11 protein-coding genes are annotated in these 15,147 nt (G+C 69.7%); 5 read left to right on the top strand and 6 right to left on the bottom strand.

The features are described from left to right. Window positions 1–90 precede the first annotated feature (90 nt). Window positions 91–897 (bottom strand): sensor histidine kinase, encoded by an 807-nt coding sequence (locus AC3WRI_RS19535; RefSeq protein ID WP_011617805.1) that lies wholly within the window; start codon window positions 895–897, stop codon window positions 91–93. A 140-nt stretch (window positions 898–1,037) separates the two neighbouring features. Beyond that, complete coding sequence (locus AC3WRI_RS19530) at window positions 1,038–2,438, bottom strand: sigma-54-dependent transcriptional regulator (protein ID WP_010810666.1); 1,401 nt, start codon at window positions 2,436–2,438, stop codon at window positions 1,038–1,040. Between the two features lie 356 nt (window positions 2,439–2,794). On the opposite strand from AC3WRI_RS19530, the gene AC3WRI_RS19525 reads away from it, so the two are divergent. Further along, window positions 2,795–3,856: a sigma-54 interaction domain-containing protein gene (locus AC3WRI_RS19525; protein ID WP_011617806.1), complete on the top strand. Its 1,062-nt coding sequence runs from the start codon at window positions 2,795–2,797 to the stop codon at window positions 3,854–3,856. Here the strand turns inward: AC3WRI_RS19525 and AC3WRI_RS19520 are convergent. Together AC3WRI_RS19520 and AC3WRI_RS19515 are read right to left on the bottom strand one after the other, a co-directional pair. Then, window positions 3,841–5,847 carry a hybrid sensor histidine kinase/response regulator gene (locus tag AC3WRI_RS19520; protein ID WP_010810669.1) on the bottom strand — a complete coding sequence of 669 codons (2,007 nt, stop codon included), beginning with the start codon at window positions 5,845–5,847 and terminating at the stop codon, window positions 3,841–3,843. The genes AC3WRI_RS19525 and AC3WRI_RS19520 overlap by 16 nt on opposite strands. 158 nt (window positions 5,848–6,005) lie before the next feature. Then, window positions 6,006–7,013 (bottom strand): SDR family oxidoreductase, encoded by a 1,008-nt coding sequence (locus AC3WRI_RS19515; protein WP_010810670.1) that lies wholly within the window; start codon window positions 7,011–7,013, stop codon window positions 6,006–6,008. Between the two features lie 253 nt (window positions 7,014–7,266). On the opposite strand from AC3WRI_RS19515, the gene ligD reads away from it, so the two are divergent. The 4 genes from ligD (at window position 7,267) to ku (ending at window position 14,085) form a co-directional block, all read left to right on the top strand. Then, window positions 7,267–9,999, top strand: coding sequence for a DNA ligase D (gene ligD, locus AC3WRI_RS19510; protein WP_492293845.1), 2,733 nt, complete (start codon window positions 7,267–7,269; stop codon window positions 9,997–9,999). A gap of 141 nt (window positions 10,000–10,140) precedes the next feature. Continuing rightward, on the top strand, window positions 10,141–10,536 hold the full coding sequence (locus AC3WRI_RS19505) for a hypothetical protein (protein WP_011617807.1): 396 nt from the start codon (window positions 10,141–10,143) through the stop codon (window positions 10,534–10,536). 305 nt (window positions 10,537–10,841) lie between these two features. Next, window positions 10,842–12,851 carry a response regulator gene (locus tag AC3WRI_RS19500; RefSeq protein WP_011617808.1) on the top strand — a complete coding sequence of 670 codons (2,010 nt, stop codon included), beginning with the start codon at window positions 10,842–10,844 and terminating at the stop codon, window positions 12,849–12,851. Window positions 12,852–13,065: 214 nt separating this feature from the next. Then, window positions 13,066–14,085 carry a non-homologous end joining protein Ku gene (gene ku / locus AC3WRI_RS19495; protein ID WP_492293843.1) on the top strand — a complete coding sequence of 340 codons (1,020 nt, stop codon included), beginning with the start codon at window positions 13,066–13,068 and terminating at the stop codon, window positions 14,083–14,085. Between the two features lie 82 nt (window positions 14,086–14,167). On the opposite strand, the gene AC3WRI_RS19490 is transcribed toward ku, so the two are convergent. Together AC3WRI_RS19490 and AC3WRI_RS19485 are read right to left on the bottom strand one after the other, a co-directional pair. Then, window positions 14,168–14,608, bottom strand: a complete 441-nt coding sequence (locus AC3WRI_RS19490) for a BON domain-containing protein (protein ID WP_010810675.1) — start codon at window positions 14,606–14,608, stop codon at window positions 14,168–14,170. 287 nt (window positions 14,609–14,895) lie between these two features. Further along, window positions 14,896–15,147 (bottom strand): hypothetical protein (locus AC3WRI_RS19485; protein ID WP_492293842.1); only part of this gene is annotated, 252 nt, incomplete at its 5' end.

The following is a 15,147-nucleotide window of genomic DNA, read 5'->3' as shown; positions in this document are numbered from 1 at the left end:
TATGGCAAGTGCAACCAGGGCCGGCCGGCAAGCGCTACGCGTAGCGCACGCGACAGGCCGGTAAAAACTACATGAATGCGCAGCGCCGCTTCAGGCGCTCATGTGGCGCGGGAACCTGACGGCGATGCAAACCCTGATCCGGTCGTTATCGCAGCCATCGCTTTCCGCGCTCAGCGCCGCCCCGTGCATTTCGACCATGCGGCGCGTCAGCAGCAGCGCGCTGCTCTGCCGGGCCGGGGTCGCGCCGTCCGGCGCCGCCCGGCGCCCGAAGAAATCGGTCAGCGCGGTCAGCCGGCTGGCGCTGCGCTGCTGGTCCAGCGGCGGGCTCTCGGTAATGCGCAGCTTCACGTGATCCGGCTCGCTCAACACCTGCACGCCGACCGAGCCGCCGGCCGGCGCGCGCCAGATGCAATGCACCAGCAGGTGCCGCAGCAGCGGGGCCAGCCGCTCGGCGTCGCCATCGATCAGATAGGCTGCTTCCGACGAATCCGCCGCACCGTCAGTGGCGACCGGCGACAGCAGCACGCCACGGGCTTCGGCGGTGGGACGCCGGTCGGCAATGGCCTGGGCCGTGAGCGCCAGCAGGTCCAGGCGCTGCCAGCGCGGTGCGCTCTCGTCGGCCAGCAGCCGCACGGCCTCTTCCATCTCCTCGATCAGCGCCAGCTGCTGCTGCATGCCGAAGCGAATCCCGTCCAGCGCGCGCTGCGCGGGCGCCGGCATGGTATCGAAGGCACGGTCCAGCACGTAGGCCCAGCTCTGGATGGCGTTCAGCGACGAACGCAGGTCATGCGCCGATTGCTCGATCAGCGCGCTCACCTCTTGCACGCTGCGCACGGCGCCGGCCGGCGAGGAAAGCGGAGCGTCCGGCATCGCGGATTGCGGGGGGTGCTGCGTCATGTGCGGCTCGGCATTGGCACGTCCCCGGCCGGATTGGCCGGGTTGTATGCGTTGGAGGAAGCAAGAAACGTGCTGCACAGGGCGCTGCGGCTCACTGGCACGGGCCCGATCCCCGCTAACGCAGGCGCTGCCTCACGCCATCAGCCGGTAGCCGACGAACCGGTGTCGTTGCGCGAGGCGCGCAGCCACTCTGGCAATTCGCCGCGGGCGGCATAATCTTCCAGCCGGTTGTACAAAGTCTTCAGGCTGATGCCGAGGATCTCGGCCGCGTGCTTCTTCACCCCCGCGCATTGCTCCAGCGTGGCGAAGATCAGCTGCCGGTCGGCATCGGCAAGGGACATGCCCACCGGCACCGACACCACCGCCGCGCCCGGCGCCTGCGTGGCCGCGACCTGCAGCGGCACCTGCACTTCGGTGATGAGGTCGTCGTCGGACATGATGAAGGCGCGCTGCACGAAGTTGCGCAGCTCGCGCACATTGCCGGGCCAGGCGTGCAGGCGCAGGCTGTCCAGCACATTGGGCGCGAAGCGGCGCTGGGTGCCCTGCTCGGCATTGAGCTGGTCCAGCATCAGGTTGGCGATCTGGATCACGTCGTCGCCGCGCGCGCGCAGCGGCGGCAGTTCTACCGGGAACACGTTCAGCCTGTGGAACAGGTCCGCGCGCAGCTTGCCGTCGGCCACCGCATCTTCAGGGTTGCGGTTGGTGGCGGCCAGCACGCGCACATCGGCATGGCATTCGCGGTTGGTGCCCACGCGCATGAAGGTGCCGGTCTCCAGCACGCGCAGCAGCTTGACCTGCAGCTCGGCGGGCATCTCGGTGATCTCGTCCAGGAACAGAGTGCCGCCGTCGGCGCGCTCGAAATAGCCCTTGTGCTGGCGGTCCGCGCCGGTAAAGCTGCCGCGCTCGTGGCCGAACATCTCGCTTTCGATCAGCGTGGGCGAGATCGCGCCGCAGTTGACCGCCAGGAACGGCTGCCGCCGCCGCGACGAGAGCTCGTGCACGGTCTGCGCGGCCAGTTCCTTGCCGGTGCCGCTTTCGCCGATCAGCAGTACCGTGGCTTCAGTCGGGGCCACGCGGGCAAGCTGGTCGTAGACCACCTGCATCACTTCGGAACTGCCCATCAGCCGGCCGAAACGGCCGTAGCGGCGCAACTCGCCGCGCAGCGAATGGATCTCGGCGCGCAACTCGCCGGTGGTGGCCAGGCGCCTGAGCACGGTCTGCAGCCGCGCCACGTTGATGGGCTTGACCAGGTAATCGGTGGCACCGGCGCGCAGCGCTTCGACCGCGCTTTCCACACTGGCATAACCGGTCGTGAGGATCACTTCGACGCCCGAGGCGCCAACCTCGTCGAACAGCTCCATGCCGTTGCCGTCCGGCAGGCGCAGGTCCGCCACAATCGCCTCCGGCATGCGCCAGCCGATCTGCAGCCGTGCCTCGCGCAGGGTGCCCGCCGTGGCGGAGCTGAAGCCTTCCATGGCCACGATCTCGGCTAGCGCGGCACATGCGTTTTCGTCGTCATCGACAATCAGGATGTGGGGCATACGATCCGTCAGTGAGACCTATTGGAAACTTGGGCGAAATCCGCTGGCGCCTCCGTTCGCGGGCCACGGCGGTCACGCTGCCGGGCTCGGGCACGCCCGCCGCCACGCTCCATGCAAGGCGTGGCGCGACAGGCACAGGGGCGGCACGGGTTTCGACTGCGACATTGTCAGTCGGTTGCACAAGTCCACTGCGTAATGCCAGTCTAAGCGCGGGCAGGCACGGTCGTTGCCGGTGTCCGTCTGACACAGCTGTCGGATGTTTCCGCGCGGGCTCAGACACCTATGGCAAGCCCCTGCGCCAAAGGCTAGCATAGGAACTTCTCACGACAAGCCCGCCCCCGACCGAGGCCTTCATTGTGCCCGTGACCGCCAGCACATCGCGGCGCAGCAACGCCGCTCTCTCTGGGCAGCCCGCCAGCCACGCCGCCAGCACATCCGAGCCGGCGCGCGAGCCCGCGCCGCGCCGCGCCATACCCTCGCAGGTGTCGCTGCTGTGGGAAAGCGCGTCGCCCGCCATGCAACGCCTGCTGGCCCAGATCGAGCGCGTGGCGCCCACCGATGTCACCATGCTTGCGGTAGGCGAAAGCGGCTCCGGCAAGGAAGTGGTGGCGCGCGCGGTACATGAGCGCAGCGCGCGCCGCAACGGCCCCTTCATTGCGGTCAACTGCGGGGCGATCCAACCCACACTGATCGAGTCGGAACTGTTCGGCCACGAGAAAGGCGGCTTTACCGGCGCGATCGAGCAGAAGGCGGGCTACTTCGAGCAGGCCCATGGGGGCACGCTGTTTCTCGACGAAGTCACTGAAATGCCGCTCGAGATGCAGATCAAGTTGTTGCGGGTGCTGGAAGGCCGCACCTTCCACCGCGTCGGCGGCGACACGCCCATCGCCACCGACGTGCGCATCCTGGCAGCCACCAACCGCGACCCGGTCGAGGCAGCGCGTGCCGGCCAGTTGCGTGAAGACCTGCTGTACCGGCTGGCCGTGTTCCCGCTGCATATCCCGCCGCTGCGCGAGCGGCCCGACGATATCGTGCCGCTGGCACGCCACTTCCTGGCCGAGTACAACGCCATGGAGCGCACCGACAAGGCCTTCTCGGCCGCCTCGCTGGAGCGGCTGGTGCGCTATGACTGGCCGGGCAATGTGCGCGAGCTGAAGAACGCCGTCTACCGCGCCTTTATCCTGGCCGACAAGGTCGTGGAGATCGGCAACCCCAACCTGGCCACGCAGCCGCCGCGGCCCACCACGGTAGACGGCGTGGTCAGCGTGCGCGTCGGCACCACGCTGGCCGACACCCAGCGCGAAATCATCATGGCCACGCTGGCGCGCTTTGACGGCGACAAGCGCCAGGCCGCGCGCGCGCTCGGCATCAGCCTGAAGACGCTGTACAACCGGCTGGACGCCTACCGCTCCTTGTAAGGCAGCGGCGCGGCCAGCGCGCGCGACAGGGCCTCGATCGCCAGCGGCTTGGTCAGGTAGGCATGGAAGCCGGCCAGTTCGCTGCGCCGCTGGTCTTCGGCAGTGCAGCGCCCAGTCAGCGCCAGGAACTGCACCGCGCGCGGGGCGCACGCCTGGCGCAATGCCGGCAGGACTTCAAAGCCCGACATGTCGGGCATTTCCAGGTCGAGCAGCACGCAATCCGGGCGGAATTCGGCAACCAGGTCCAGTGCCTGCTGGCCGCCATGGGCGGCGCGCGCCTCATGGCCGAGCAGGCCCAGCAGCTCGGCCATGCTGTCAGCCGAATCGGCATTGTCGTCCACCACCAGCACGCGGCGCCGCGGCACCGGCCCTGGCGGCGGCGTGCCGGCCTCGCGGCGGCGGGCGCTGGCGCGCGGCAGGATCACGGTGAAGGTGCTGCCCTTGCCCGCGCCACCGCTGTCGGCCTGGATCGCGCCGCCGTGCGCTTCCACCACGGCCTTGGCCAGCGCCAGCCCGATGCCCAGGCCGCCGCGGCTGCCGGCGCCGGCCTCCTGCGCGAACAGGTCGAAGATGCGGTCCAGCGCCGCCGGCGCGAGACCCCGGCCGGTATCCGACACGGCGGTGATGACGCGCGCTGACTCCACGCTCACATGCACGCTGACGATACCGCCGCGCGGGGTGTACTTGACCGCATTGCTGAGCAGGTTCAGCAGCACCTGCCCCAGCCGCGCGGCGTCGGCGCGCACATAGGGCGAGCTTGCCGGCAGCGCCAACACGAGCCGCTGGCCGGCGGCTTCCAGCACCGGGCGGATGGCCTCGATGCTGGTGGTTACCACGTCGTTGTACGAGGTGGGCGTCAGCTCCATCTTCAGCTTGCCGGCGGTCACGCGGCCTACGTCGAGCAGGTCGTTCACCAGCCGCTCCAGCTGGTGCAGCTGGCGGTCGATGATCCCGGCGCAGCGGCGCACGCGCGTGTCGGCATCCGGGGTCAGCTCGATCACTTCGACTGCATTGCGCACCGCCGCCAGGGGATTGCGTAGTTCATGCGCCAGGATGGCCAGGAACGATTGCAGCCGGCGGCTGCCGGCCTCCAGCATTTCCAGCCGCAGCGCATCGCTCAGGTCGCGCACGGTCCACAGCAGGCTGGTCGGGCAGCCGGCGGCGTCGCGCACCAGCACCATGCGCGTATGGCAACGCACCACCGAGCCGTCCTTGCGTGCCACGCGCTCTTCGCCGGCCCACTGGCCGCACGCGCGCGCGGCTTCCAGCGCCGCGCGGTCGCGCCCCGCGGCGGCATCCTGGCGGGAATAGAGCAGTGCCAGCGGCTGGCCGACGGCTTCGGCCTCGACGTAGCCGGCCAGCGCCTGCGCGCCGACGTTCCAGCTGCGGATGGTGCCGTCCAGGTCAAGTTCGCACACCGCGGTGCCGGGCAGGTTTTCAGCCAGCAGCCGCATCCGGGTATCGGCGAGCCGGGCATGCTCGGATGCAGCCTGCTGCACGGTAATGTCGCGGCACGACACGATAAAGCCGGCGGCCTGGCCTGCCGCGGACTCCACGGACGAGGCATCGCCATGCCTGGCCGCTACGTCCGGCCCGTCGGCAGCGCCAATGGCCCGCATGAGGCAGGACGCCTGCAACAGGCTGCCGTCGCGCCGCACGCGCCAGCCCTGGTCGCGCGCGCTGCCTCCGAGTGCGGCCGCCTGCAGCCATTGCTGCGGCAGGCCGGCAGCGACATCGTCAGGACGATGCAGGCAGGAAAAGTGACGGCCGGTGATTTCCTCGGCGCTGTAGCCGAACACGCGCCGCGCGGCATCCGGCCACATCGCAATACACCCGTGCGCATCAGTCTCGAACACGGCGCAGTCTTCCACCGCGTCGAGCAGGCGCCGGTACTGTGCCGCCAGCAGGAGGCCGGCATCGTCCGCCAGGGTGCAGTCCGGCTCGCCGACGAGTGACGTACGGATGCCTTTTGCCGCATGCGGCTCGGACATGAGCATACCTTCTGTGTGATGGGGAAGACAGCAGGCCCCGTGCGCGGGCGGCCTGGCGCCGCCGCCCGGCGGAGGCCCGAATGCCCGCAACTGCGGGCATTCGAGTCAATGATAGGCGTTCGCGGCCCACGCGCCACCAATGTGCGCAGCACAGGACACTAGCGCTTGTGCCGCAACTGGTACACCGCGGCAACCGCGGCGGAGGCGCCCACCACCAGCGCAGTGGCCAGCATCGGGTGCCGCGCGGTGGTGGTGTAGGGGCAGGAGTGCAGCGCGTTGTGGCTGCCGCTGCGTTCCTGCAGGCCGCTGCCGCTGCCATACAGCGCGTTGTCCTCGAGCGGACCCGCGGGGTGATGCGTCTGTTGCGCGCGGCCCATGAAGCGGCGCATGAAGCGGTCGAAGGTGTGCGGCGCGTGGTACGCCGCGGCCGAGAACGCCTTGGCGGCAGCACCGACGAAAAGCTCGCGGCGCGGGTTCGCGGCAGCAAACAGGATCGCGTCGGCCGCCAGCGCCGGGTCATACAGCGGCGGCGGCATGCGCGGCTCGACATCGAGGAAATTCTTGGCGTGCATCGCCAGCGGCGTTTCCAGTCCGGCAGGCTTGATCAGCGTCACGCTGACCGGCGCCTGCTCCTGCTCCAGTTCCAGCCGCAGCGAATCGGTAAAGCCCTTGATCGCGTGCTGCGAGGCCGCATAGGCGCTCTGCAGCGGCAGCGGGCCGTCCGCCGCCTCGCTGCCCATGTTGATGATGGCGCCGCCGTGCTCGCGCAGGTGCGCGGCCGCCGCCAGCGAGCCATGCACGGTGCCCCAGTAGTTGGTATCGAACAGCCGCCGCTGGTCTTCCAGCGGCACGTCGCAATGGCGGCCGAAGATGGTCACGCCGGCGTTGTTGATCCAGGTATCGAAGCCACCGAAGCGCTCGATCGCAGCCTGCGCCACCTTGCCAACCTCTTCATGCTTGCCGACATCGGCCACCACGGTGATGACTTCATTGCCATGGTCGCGCAGCTCTTCGGCCAGCTGGTGCAGCGAGCCCTCGCTGCGCGCCACCAGCACCAGCCGCGCGCCCTGCTGCGCCGCCTTGCGCGCCGTCACCAGGCCCACGCCGCTGCTGGCACCGGTCAGGACGATGACCTGCGAGCCAATGTTCTTCAGGGTTGGTTTCATCGCCGCTTCTCCTCGGGGAGGCCCGGCACGGTGCCGGGCATGCCGCTGGGGAGTCGCAAGGAGCGTTCCTGTCCGGGGCGGCCCTGGCTGGCGGCGCCACGGCAGGCGGGCTGCCGCAGATTTACAACACCCGGTAAGAACCACATGGCGCGACGCGCATGGGGCTGCCGCCGGGCGCTGTAGGACGGGCGCCGATTTCAGCGGCGGCATGTGCTGCCTAAGCTGGATACATCCCACCTAACCGGCGACAGCAATGGCCAAGACCACGCGACCGACAGCGCCAAAGGATCCCGGCAAACGCCGCGCCGCGGCAAAAGGCGCCGGCAAGCCCACCGGCAAGCGCGCCAGCACGGCCCGCCCGGCGGCACGCGGCGCGCCAGCCGCCAAGGCCGCTCCCGCCGCGCTCGACAAATACCGTCGCATGCGCGACTTCGGCGCCACGCCTGAGCCCAGCGGCGCCGCGCGCACCCGCGGCAAGGTGCACAAGCGCGCCGGCGAGCTTTCCTTCGTGATCCAGAAGCACGCGGCGCGTCGGCTGCACTATGACTTTCGCCTCGAACTCGGCGGCGCGCTGAAAAGCTGGGCCGTGCCCAAGGGGCCGAGCCTGGACCCGGCCGACAAGCGCATGGCCATCCATGTCGAGGACCATCCGCTGGACTATGCCGGCTTCGAGGGCGTAATCCCCGCCGGCCACTATGGCGCCGGCACGGTCATCGTCTGGGACCGCGGCACCTGGTTGCCGGTAGGCGATGCCGAGGCCGGCTACCGCGCCGGCAAGCTGAAGTTCGAGCTGCGCGGTGAAAAGCTGCACGGTCACTGGACCCTGGTGCGCATGCACGGCAGCCGGCAGAAGGAGCAGGACGCCTGGCTGCTGATCAAGGAGCGCGACGAGACCGCCGTGCCGGCATCGGAGTTCGATGTGGTCGAGGCCTTGCCGGACAGCGTGCTGGGCGGCACGCAGCGCAAACCCGCGGCAAAGCGCGCGAAGTCCGCGCAGCCGCCTGACGAAGCCGCACCAGATGCACACGGCACGGCGAAATCCCTGAAGCCGCCGCGCGGCGCGCCGCGCGCGGCCTTGCCGCTGGCGCTGGCGCCGCAGCTGGCCACGCTGGTGGAGCAGCCTCCGTCCGACGCGCAGGCGTGGCGCTACGAGATCAAGTTCGACGGCTACCGGCTGCTGGCCCGCATCGACGGCAAGGATGTGCGCCTGTTCACGCGCCAGGGCAACGACTGGACCAGCAAGCTGCGTGCGCTGGCGCGCGACGTCGGCACCCTGGGCCTGCCCGATGGCTGGCTCGATGGCGAGATCGTGGTGCTCGGCAAGCATGGTGCGACCGACTTCCAGGCGCTGCAGAATGCCTTCGATACCGCGCGCGTCGAGGGCATCCAGTATTTCGTGTTCGACCTGCCCTACTTTGCCGGCCATGACCTGCGCAAGGTACCGCTGGTGGAGCGGCGCGCCCTGCTGCGCCGGATCTTCGCGCACAACACCTCGCCGCGCCTGCAGTTCAGCGAGGACTTCGAGGCCGGCCCTGCCGACATGCTCGAGGCAGCCTGCCGCATGAAGCTTGAAGGCGTGATCGGCAAGCGCGCCGACGCCGCCTATGTCAGCGCGCGCACCAGTACGTGGATCAAGCTGAAATGCACCTTGCGCCAGGAGTTCGTGGTGGCGGGCTTCACCGACCCGAAGGGCAGCCGCGCCGGCATCGGCTCGTTGCTGCTTGGCGTGCACGACAGCGGCGGGCGGCTGCGCTACGCGGGCAATGTCGGCACCGGCTTCGACGCGCGCACGCTGGGCGCGCTGCGCACGCAGCTGGACGCGTTGCGCGCCGATTCCGCGCCCTTTGAGAACGTGCCTGCAGGCGTAAAGGGGCACTGGGTGCGGCCAAAGCTGGTGGCCGAGGTCTCGTTCGGCAGCTGGACCCGCGAAGGCCGCGTGCGCCATGCCGTGTTCCACGGCCTGCGCACCGACAAGCCCGCGCGCGCGGTGTCGGTGGAGCGGCCGGCAACGCCGGCGGCCAACGGCAAGCCCGCGGCAACCACGGCAAAGCATGCCGGCACACGGCCGAAGGCCGCGGCAAAGCGCACCACCGCCGCCGGCGGCAAGGTCGCGATCAGCCATGCCGAGCGCGTCATCGACACAGCATCCGGCCTGACCAAGGGCGACCTGGTGCGCTACTACGAACGCGCCGCGCCGCTGATCCTGCCGCACCTGCGCGGGCGACCGATCGCGATGGTGCGCGCGCCATCGGGCGTGGGCGGCGAGCAGTTCTTCCAGCGGCATAGCGACACGCTGCGGGTGGACGGCCTCAACGTGCTCGATCCGGGCCTGTGGCCTGGGCATCCCGCGCTGCTGGAAATCGCGTCGGCCGAAGCCCTGGTGGCCGCGGCACAGCTCAATGTGGTGGAGTTCCACACCTGGAACGCCGGCAAGCGCAGCATCGAGCGCCCCAACCGCATCGTCTTCGACCTGGACCCGGGCGAAGGCGTGCCCTGGCCACAAATGCAGGAAGCCGCCGCGCTGATGAAGGCGCTGCTCGATGAACTCGGCCTCGCCAGCTTCCTGAAGACCAGTGGCGGCAAGGGGCTGCACGTGGTGGTGCCGATCACGCCGCGTGCCGGGTGGGACGAGGTGAAGGCGTTCGCGCATGACGCGGTGCGCCATGTCGCCGCCACCGTGCCGCAGCGCTTCGTGGCCAAGAGCGGTCCAAGCAACCGCGTTGGCAAGATTTTCATCGATTACCTGCGCAATGGCATAGGCGCCACCACGGTGGCGGCATTCTCGGCGCGGGCACGCCCGGGGCTGGGGGTATCGATGCCGGTGTGGTGGGAGGAACTCGATAGCCTGCAAGGCGCGGCGCAGTGGACCGTGGCCAATGCCGGCCCGAGGCTCGACGCCGTGGCGGCCGACGACCCATGGGCGGACTACGCCGAAACCCGGCAGACGATCACGCGCGCCGCGGCGCGACTGGCACGCGCCCGATAGCCCCCCGTTCCCGCCGGAGATCCACAGCAGTCGCCAAGCGGCACATTTCTTGCCGCATCCCGGTCATGGCACACGGCCCGGCACCCCCGCCGCGTGCGCCACGTTGCACTGCTGCCAGTGCAGCGACGACATGGAGACGTGATGATGAGCCAACTCAGGATCGCCGCGAAGATTCGAGCCACCGCTGCCGCGCCACGCAACCGCCGCGCCTTGCGCCACCTGCTGGTTTCCTGCGCGATGCTGTCCTTCGCCGCCAGCCCGGTGCAGGCACGCCTGCCGGCACCGACGCCCGAGCAGCAGCTGGCCGCCGAAGCCAAGAAGTCCAAGGAAGCCGAAGCGGCCAAACAGCAGGCCGAGGCATTAAGCCGGGTCCAGGACCGGATCGCTGCGCGCTTTGGCAAGGGCGCCACCGGCGGCGGCACTACCGAGCCCGGCAAGATCCCGCAGAAAGCTGCCGAAGCGGCCGGCTCAGCCGGACCGCACGGCGGCACCTCCCCCAGCGCCGAAGCGCATGGCGGCGAGGCGGCCCGCCGCTGAAGCGCGCCACGCATGCCACGCGGTTGCCGCGCTGCGTGCCGGGCGACGCCTGCCCGGCACGCCTCTTGCCACTCTGCCAGCGCAACAGCCTGGCAAAGACCGCAGGCGTGCTGATGCATAAGGGGGAATGGCGATGGACGACTTCTGTGCGCATGTAATACCTACAATCGGCGGCCGCGCCGGCGCGGCAAAGCTTGCAAGCGGGGCAGCGCGGCCGGCGCGGTTTTACACGGCGCCGCCGCGGACCATCCCGGGCCCTGAGCAAACCTCCGCGCGGGCGCGCAAGCGCCTGTCAGCGTGATGCCATGACGCCGCATGCCGCCAACCCGGCCCCGCTGATCCTGAATGTCGATGACCGCGAGGGGCCGCGCTACGTCAAGAGCCGCATCCTCCATCGCGGCGAGTATTCCGTGATCGAGGCCGCCACCGGCCATTCGGCGCTGTCGCTGGTGCGACAGCATGCGCCGGTGCTGGTGCTGCTGGCCGCACGCCTGCCCGATATCAGCGGGCTGGAAGTCTGCCGGCTGCTCAAGGCCGATCCACAGACCGCGCACACGCTGGTGCTGCTGACCTCGCCAGGGCTGGCGCAATCGCGCCAGCGCGTAGAGGCGCTGAACTGCGGCGCCGACGGCTACCTGGTCGAGCCTGCCGAGCCGGAAGAGGTGTTGTCGAGCATCCAGGCGCTGCTGCGGCTGCGCGGGGCAGAGGACGCCTATCACCGCACCTCGCGGGCACTGCATGAGCATGAAGACATGTTCCGCCAGGTGGCCGAATCGCTGGCCGACGTGGTGTGGATCCTCGACCCGGCCGAGCCCCGCCTGCTGTTCGCCAGCCCCTCGCTCGCCACGTTGTGCGGCCATAAGCCCGAGCAGCTGACGCAAGAGCCGCGCCGCTGCCTGGAGCGCGTGGCGCCGGCCGACCGTGCGCGCGTGGAAGCGGCGTTCGCCAGCATGCTGGGCGACGGCAGGCTGGACATCGAGTTCCGCCTTGCGCGCCCGGACGGCGAGCTGCGCGATATCCGCGCGCGCGCGTTCCCGGTACGCGGCGCGGAAGGCCAGCCGGGCGACGACCGCACGCCGCCGTTGCGCATTGCCGGCACCTGCCAGGACGTGACGCTGCAAAACCGTGCCGGCCGCGCGCTGCATGACGAGGAACGGCGCAAGGACCAGTTCCTGGCGATGCTGGCGCATGAACTGCGCAATCCGCTGGCGCCGCTGCGCAGCGCCGCGGACCTGTTGCAGCAGCTCTCGCCCTCGCGCGAGGACATGTTCCGCGCGCGCGACATCATCGGCCGGCAGCTGCACCACCTGACCCGGCTGGTGGACGAGCTGCTCGACATCTCGCGCTTCAACCAGGGCCGCATCACGCTGCGCGAGGACCTGGTGGAACTGCGCACCGCGCTCAATACCGCGGTGGAAGCCGTGCGCCCCACGATGGACGCCTGCGGCCATACGCTGCGCCTGTCGCTGCCCGAACAGCCCCTGCCGGTACGTGGCGACCTGGTGCGCCTGGCGCAGATCTTCAGCAACCTGCTGCAGAACGCCGCGGCCTACACGCCCGCCGGCGGCCAGATCGTCGTCGATGCCAGTCTCGAGGACGGCGCGGCGAACACCGCGCCCGATGCCGCGTCCGGCGCCCGCGTCACCGTGCGCGTGCGCGACAACGGCGCCGGCCTGTCCGAGGCACTGCAGCGGCAGCTGTTCGATCCGCTGGCCGCGCGCGACGACGGCACCCAGCCCGAACCGCCGCGCAGCGCGATCCAGCAGGACGGTCCCGGCATCGGCCTGACGCTGGTGCAAAAGCTGGTGCGGCTACATGGCGGCACCATCCGCGCCGACAGCCCCGGCCCCGGACAGGGCAGCACCTTCACCGTGACGCTGCCGGTAGAGCCGTGGCAGAAGTGGCACCCAGGCTCCGGCCGCACCGCGCCGCACCGCGGCGTGCCGCGCCGGATCATGGTGGTGGACGATAACCCTGACGCGCTCGAGGCCATGATGATGACGCTGCAGACACTTGGCCATACGGTGGTGACCGCCGCCGACGGCCCCAGCGCGCTGGCGCGCGCCACCGATGCCCGGCCGGAGGTGGTGCTGCTGGACCTGGGCATGCCCGCCATGGACGGCTTCGAGACCGCGCGCCGCCTGCGCGCGCTGCCCGAGATGCGCGGCGCCACGCTGGTGGCGCTGACCGGCTTCGGCCAGCCCGAGGACCGCCGCCGCGCGCTGGAAGCCGGCTTCGACCAGCACCTGGTCAAGCCGGCCGACCTGGACGCGCTGACACGGCTGCTGGATGCACTCAGCGCGGACCATTCCTAGCGCGATGCCGATGCCAGCCGCCGCTCCCATCCACCCTTGAACAAGGAAGCTCCGTGCATACCACGCCCGATCCCGACATCCCGCCGCGCAAGCCTGAAACCCCGCCGCCGGAACCTCCGCCGGGCCCGCCCGAACCAGTGGCAGACCCGCCTCCGGGCGATCTGCCGCCACCGCCGCCGCAACGTGCCCGTGCGGCTGGCAAAGGAGCCCTCACGTGTCACGCATCATCTGGAAAGGCGCCATAACCTTTGGCCTGGTCAATATCCCGGTAGTATTGCGGCCCGCGTCGCGCAGCCAGACGCTGGACCTTGACCTGCTGGACGTGCGCGACATGGCGCCGGTGGGCTACCAGCGCATCAACAAGAGCACCGGCAAGCCGGTCGACAAGGAGTATATCGTCAAGGGCTACCAGTACGCCGAGGACGAATACGTGCTGCTGAACGAGGAAGACTTCCGCCAGGCCAATGTCGAGGCCACGCAGACGGTGGATATCGTCAGCTTTGTCGACGCGCAGAGCATCCCGCCGTACTACTTCGACACGCCCTACTACCTCGAGCCCGACAAGCGCGGCGAGCGCGGCTACGCGCTGCTGCACGAAACCATGCGCCGCACCGGGCGTGCCGCGCTGGCGCTGGTGGTGCTGCGCGCCCGCCAGCACCTGGCCGCGATGCTGGTGCACGGCGACGCGCTGGTGCTCAACACCATGCGCTTTGCCGACGAGGTGCTGCCCATCTCCGAACTGCGCCTGCCCAAGGCGACCACCGGCAAACCCACCGGCGCGCATGCGCGCGAGATCGAGATGGCCACCAAGCTGGTCGAAGACATGAGCGAAGACTGGGAGCCGGAACAGTACCGCGACAGCTATCGTGACGACCTGATGGCGCGCATCGAAGAAAAGATCGACTCCGGCAAGACCCACCAGCTGACCCCGCCTGCGGAAGAGGAAGAAGCGCCGCGCCAGGGCGCCAAGGTCATCGACATGGTGGCGCTGCTGCGCCAGAGCCTGGGCCAGCGCGGCAAGGAAGACAAGGAGGACGCCACGCCCGCGCGCCGCAAGGCCCCTGCGCGGCATGCCGCCGCCAGGAAGCAGCCCGCTGCCAAGCGGGCTGCGACCCCGCCTGCCAAGCGCGCCAGCACCGCCGCCAAGACCAAGCGTGCACCGGCCAAGCGCGAGTCGCACGCGCCGGCCGCGCGCAAGAGTTCAAGCACTACGCGCAGGAAGCACGCGGCTTAGGCAGGGGGGCCAAATTCCGATTGCGTTCTCCCTCTCCCGCGCGCGGGAGAGGGAGCAAACCCTCAGCATCGGACAAACCCGCTTACCGCGATGACACCTTCAGGTTGTCATTGACCGACGTCACGCCCTCGACGCTGCGGATCGCGTCGAGCGCCAGGTCGTGCTGCTGCTGGCTCGGCACCGTGCCGCTCACGTCGACCGTGCCCTGCCTGGTTTTCACACGGATGCCGGTGGACTTGAGGTCCTTGGTCGTGAGCAGCTTGGTCTTGATCCTGGTGGTGATGGCACCGTCCTCGACGGCCCGCTTGGCCTTGTCGGCGCTCATGTCCGGGGCGGCGCCCCGGTCAGGGTCGGCACGGCCGGGCATGCCCGGCGCGGAATTGACGGGTGCCACAGGGGTATCGTCGGCCGCAACCAGGATCAGGCCGCTCTTGTCGAGCGCCAGCGCGCTACCGGCTACCGCCAGCGCCGCAGCAACACAGGCCATCCGCACGGTGCGCGCGGGAATTCGGGAAAAACGCATGGCTGCCTCCTTTTTCGGGTCACCAGCGCATCCGTTGCCGGACTTGCCTGGCACGCGGAACCACTGGTAAGGCATATTTCAGCAAGCTCCATACCTGCCGGGCAGGCCGCACCAGGCGTCCGCGGCGGGGCCCACGGCGTGTAAATCGGGCCACCCGTTGTAAAAGCGCCCGCCGCGTGATGTGCTGCATCCCCCGTTACAGGCCGTTGCTGGCGGCACCCCGGTCCTTCCATCCTTGGCATGGCGATTGCGAAACAGGGGATGCGGCAGTTCGCCGCGTCAAGGAGCTAGCAATGGGACAGCAGCAACAGCCGGGTCAATCGCAGTCGGGCCAGAAGCCGCAGGAACAGAAGCAGCAGGAACAATCTGGCCAACGCGGCAGCCAGCAGCAGCCGGGACAACAACAAGGCGGCGGTCAGATGGGTAACCAGGACCGCAAGCAGGACCAACAGCAGCAGCAGGATCGCGGCAGCTCGCAACCGGGCCAGCAAAGCGGCCAACGCAGCGGCCAGCAAAGCGGCCAGGGCGGGCAACAGGGT

Source organism: Cupriavidus sp. FW305-27 (assembly GCF_058787995.1).
Note: the sequence above shows the minus strand (reverse complement) of the source record. Positions and strands in the feature narration are given on the sequence as shown.